The 4412-nt window shown below is 72.1% G+C and carries 5 protein-coding genes; 3 read left to right on the forward strand and 2 right to left on the reverse strand.

Features of this window, described 5'->3' with window-relative positions:
* The 3 genes from BIU90_RS13645 to BIU90_RS13655 all read left to right on the forward strand — a co-directional run.
* A partial coding sequence (locus BIU90_RS13645; RefSeq protein ID WP_368086281.1) for an SRPBCC domain-containing protein occupies positions 1 to 544 on the forward strand: 544 nt, incomplete at its 5' end.
* 49 nt (positions 545 to 593) lie between these two features.
* A complete protein-coding gene (locus BIU90_RS13650) occupies positions 594 to 1376 on the forward strand; it encodes an ABC transporter ATP-binding protein (protein ID WP_071300736.1) in 783 nt (260 codons plus the stop codon).
* A gap of 127 nt (positions 1377 to 1503) precedes the next feature.
* Positions 1504 to 1752: a type B 50S ribosomal protein L31 gene (locus BIU90_RS13655; protein WP_071300737.1), complete on the forward strand. Its 249-nt coding sequence runs from the start codon at positions 1504 to 1506 to the stop codon at positions 1750 to 1752.
* 139 nt (positions 1753 to 1891) lie between these two features.
* Here BIU90_RS13655 and BIU90_RS13660 read toward each other — a convergent pair whose 3' ends face one another.
* Both BIU90_RS13660 and BIU90_RS13665 read right to left on the reverse strand, forming a co-directional pair.
* The gene (locus tag BIU90_RS13660; RefSeq protein WP_071300738.1) at positions 1892 to 2701 is read right to left on the reverse strand and encodes a hypothetical protein; all 810 of its coding nucleotides are present in this window, start codon (positions 2699 to 2701) and stop codon (positions 1892 to 1894) included.
* On the reverse strand, positions 2698 to 4412 hold a 1715-nt coding region (locus tag BIU90_RS13665), incomplete at its 5' end, for a cysteine protease StiP domain-containing protein (protein WP_139195301.1). The genes BIU90_RS13660 and BIU90_RS13665, both read right to left, overlap by 4 nt.

Raw genomic sequence — 4412 nt, forward strand, 5'->3', positions numbered from 1 at the left:
CACCCGGGCCTCCCGGCCGTTGCGCGCGGGGCGCGACCGGCGCATCCTCGCGGGCATGGACTCGACCATCCGGGCGACGCACGACGTCGACGCCCTGACCATGACGTTCACCTGCGTCCTCGACGCGCCCGTCGACCGCGTCTGGCAGCTGTGGGCCGACCCGCGGCAGCTGGAGCGGTGGTGGGGGCCACCGGACTGGCCCGCGACCTTCGAGCGACACGTCCTGGTGCCGGGGGAGCGGAGCACCTACGTGATGACCGGGCCGGACGGGTCGCGGTCGGCGGGGTACTGGGTGGTGGAGTCGGTCGACGCGCCACACCGGCTCGTCATCGAGGACTGCTTCGCGGACGAGCACGGCGCGCCGGACCGGACGCAGCCCACGATGCGGATGGTCGTCACGCTCGAGGACCTGGGCGGCAGCACCCGGATGACCGACACGGCGCACCTCGGGTCGGCGGAGGAACTGGAACGGCTGCTCGAGATGGGCATGCGCGAGGGGATGCTCGCGGCGCTGGGACAGATCGACGGCATCCTGAGGGGCTGACACCGGCGTGTGCCCGGTTCCGGGTCCTCCGCTCGCGTAGGGTTGGGGCATGCCCTCGGTTGTGCGCTTGTCAGACGTGTCCGTGGTCCGGAACGGGGCCACCATCCTCGACGGGATCTCGTGGGAGGTGCAGGACGACGAGCGCTGGGTGGTGCTCGGCGCGAACGGCGCCGGCAAGACCACGCTGCTGCAGGTCGCGGGGGCGCAGAGCTTCCCGACCTCGGGTGACGTCGAGGTGCTGGGCACCGAACTCGGCGGCGCCGACCTGTTCGAGCTGCGTCCGCGCATCGGGTTCGCGTCGACCGCACTGGCGCGTCGGATCCCGGCGACCGAGAAGGTCCTCGACGTGGTCCTCACCGCCGCGTACTCGGTGACGGGTCGCTGGAACGAGGAGTACGAGGAGCTCGACGTCCGCCGCGCGCAGCGGGTCCTCGACGAGTGGGGCCTCGGCGCGTTCAGCGACCGGACCTTCGGCGAGCTGAGCGACGGCGAGCAGAAGCGCGTGCAGATCGCCCGTGCGGTGATGACCGACCCCGAGATCCTGTTCCTCGACGAGCCGGCCGCGTCGCTCGACCTCGGTGCGCGCGAGAGCCTGGTCCGGACGCTCGGTGGCTACGCGCAGAGCTCCGACTCGCCGGCGATCGTCATCGTGACGCACCACGTCGAGGAGATCCCCGCGGGCTTCACCCACGCGCTCGTGCTGTCCGACGGCCACGTCCAGGCTGCCGGACCGATCGACGAGGTCCTGACCGCGGAGACCCTGACGACCGCGTTCGGCATCGACCTGACCGTGTCGAAGGACGCCGGTCGGTTCACGGCACGCGCGGCCTGAGCCTGCTCCACATCGGGCCTGCTGTCTGGTAACGTAGACGGCTGGCGTGAGCCACAGGTTTCCGGGGCCACCGCCCCACTTGCTCAACACCGACTCTGCTCATCATCTGGCACACCGAGGAATCTCCATGAAGACCGACATCCACCCCGAGTACCGCGCCATCGTCTTCCGCGACCTGGCTTCCGGTGAGACGTTCCTGACGCGTTCGACCGCGAACAGCGACAAGACGATCGAGCTCGACGGTGCGACCTACCCGGTCATCGACGTCGAGATCTCGTCCGCGTCGCACCCGTTCTACACGGGCAAGCAGCGCATCCTCGACTCGGCCGGTCGCGTCGAGAAGTTCAACCAGCGCTTCAAGGGCTTCTCCAAGTAGCCAGCGGCGCCGGTCGCTTCCGGCGTCATCACGGGCGGTCCTCCTGCGGGAGGGCCGCCCGTTCTGCGTGGTGCGGTGCTGTTCTGCGTGGTCGGCGTTGTGCGTGGTCGGCGTTCTGTCTGGCTGGCGTGCTGTGTCGTCAGGGGCGGTCGGCTTCGGCGGTGATCCGACGGAGGACCTCCTCGCCCGCCCGTACACCCCGGGCGTCGGTCACGACCACGGTGGGCGCCGTCCACGCTGCCGCTTCGAGCTCACCGTGCCGCGGACGGATGCCCAGGTCCGCCCAGACGAGCATCTCGCGGTCGAGCAGGGAGTCCCCGGCGGCCACCGTGTGGTCGGCCCCGGTGCGTTCGGCCACCTCGGCCAGCGCGCGTTCCTTGCGTATCGGCACCGGCACGGCGTAGAGCTTCCGGCCCTGCAGCGACACCCTCCACCCGAGCGCCTCGACCGCACGGGTGAACGCCGCGAGGTCCGCGTCGGGCAGTGCCGCCCGGTCGACGATGGCGTACACGAAGACGGACTCGGCGATCCGGGTGCGGAGGACCGCCGCAGCGGGCAGCAGCGTCGTGAAGAGCCGTTCGACGTCCGGCAGTGCCGCGCTCTCGGTGTCGAGTTCGTCGCGGAGCCGGCCGGTCCACGCGGCGTCGGGGACCCCGTCGTGCAGGATCACGGCGCCGTTCGTGGTGACCGCCCAGGACTCTGCCGCCGACGGCAGCTGGATGCGTCGGAACTGCTCCTGCGTCCGGGTCGTCACGGGGACGAAGGTCACGCGGTGCACCAGGGCCTCGAGCAGCTGCTGTGCCGTGCGGGTCGTGAAGGACAGCGGCGCACCCTGGTAGACCTCGGCGACGACCAGGGGCGGAGCTTCGGCGTCGGGGACGTCGAGGTCCAGGGCCGCTGCTGAGTAGACCAGCGTGCGGTCGAGGTCGCACCCCGCGAGCAGGCTCACGAGGTCCCGTCCGCGGTGCCGGTCTGATCGGCGACGCGGCTGCCGAGCGGGTGGATGAGCCCGACGCAGTTCACCGCGAGGTCCGGGACGGTCACGACGGGAACGCCGCGATCCGCCGCGAGCGCGACGATGTGCGCCACGTCGGGGGCGTCCGGGTCGCGGACGAGCACCTGCCAGGGCACCCGGCGCAGCAGTACCCGGGTGGTCTCACCGACGCCTGGCTTCACCAGGTGCAGGTCCTCGATGCCGAAGCGGGCGCCGATCGCCTCGACCGTGCGCATCCCGCGCCAGTCCGGCTGCGCCTGGGAATGATCCCGGTCGCGGACCGCGGCGTCGACGTCGTCGGCCACGGCGTCGAACCACCGCGCGACGGTGTCGACGAACGCCCGAGATCGGTCCCGGTCCCCGAACTCGCGGTACTGCTTCGCGCCGTGCAACGTGCCGTCCGGGGTGAACGCCCGGTTGTACACGGTGCGGGACACCAGCCCGGAGACCGTCGAGTTGAGGCAGGCCGAGGGGATCAGGAAGTCGTCGCGGGTGCCGAACAGCGTGGTGCAGCCGGCGGGGTCGGCGAGGACGGCCAGGTCGTCGCGGAACCGGACACCGGTCGACGCGGCGTGGGCGGCCAGCGCGGCGGTGAGTTCGCGTGTGATCGCGCCCTTGCCGGTCCAGCCGTCGACGAAGACCACGGTGGCGGGGTCGTGGTGCGCGGCGAGCCACGCCAGCGCGGTCTCGTCGATGCCGACACCCCGCACGATGCTCGCGGTGTAGTGCGGGAGCCGCCAGCCGTGTCGGTGCGCTGCCCACGCCCGCATCAGCACGCCGACCGGGGTGCCGGCCCGGGCCAGCGAGACGAGGACGGCGTTGTGGCCGCGGTCGCGGAGCACGAGTTCGGTGACGATCCCGACGGCTTCGGCGACGCGTCGGGCGGACCGGTCGAGCGCCTGGCGGTACAGGGACTCGTAGGCGTCGGTGGGCACGTACTCGATCGGCAGCGACTCGGCGTAGTTCGCACCCTCGAGCTGGATCGCGCGTTCGCGGTCCTCCGCGCGGCCTTCGAGGTCAGCGTCGCCGAGGTCCTGCAGCAGCCACGAGACCTCGTCGGGAGCGTACGAGCCGAACGCCGGACCCTCGAGGGGACGCGGTGCTCCGGCGGAGCCCCGGCCGGTGTCGAGGTCCGACGTCACCAGGACGACGCGCTCTGCCACTCCCGCGAGCACGGTGCACAGGCCGTCGGCGCCGGTGAGGTCGGCGGGGTCGGTCGCCGGTTCCGGCACGACGACCACGACGTCGAACCCGTGGACGTTGTAGGCGTGCCGTCGGCCCGGGCCGTCGACGGTGCGGTCGTGCGACGCGAAGGACACGACGGACCGGATCGGCCAGGCGGGGTCGTCGAACACCGCGATCGGGGACCGGGTGGTGGTGGAGAACCGGACGTCGGCGTCGGAGCGCAGCCGCAGGGCGTCGGCGATCGCGAGCGGGGTGGCCATGTGTTCCTCGGTGCCGAGGACGAGCACACGACGGGCGCCGGCGGTGATCCGCGCGAGGTCGACCGCCGCGCCGATGACGTCGGTGCGTGGCGTCCGGACGGACACGGCCGGGATGCCGGACCGGTCCACCCTGGTGGGTGCGGTGTGCACCCGGGTGATGCGGGCCTCCAGACCGTCACCGACCGACGGAGCGGCAGTCGACGGACCGGCAGCCGCCGGAC

This window comes from Curtobacterium sp. MCBA15_001, assembly GCF_001864835.1.
Lineage (GTDB): Bacteria > Actinomycetota > Actinomycetes > Actinomycetales > Microbacteriaceae > Curtobacterium.

Excerpts from the sequence above, each read along its gene's own strand:
- BIU90_RS13650 (WP_071300736.1), top strand. The coding sequence starts at position 594 with ATGCCCTCGGTTGTGCGCTTGTCAGACGTGTCCGTGGTCCGGAACGGG.
- BIU90_RS13655 (WP_071300737.1), top strand. The coding sequence starts at position 1,504 with ATGAAGACCGACATCCACCCCGAGTACCGCGCCATCGTCTTCCGCGAC.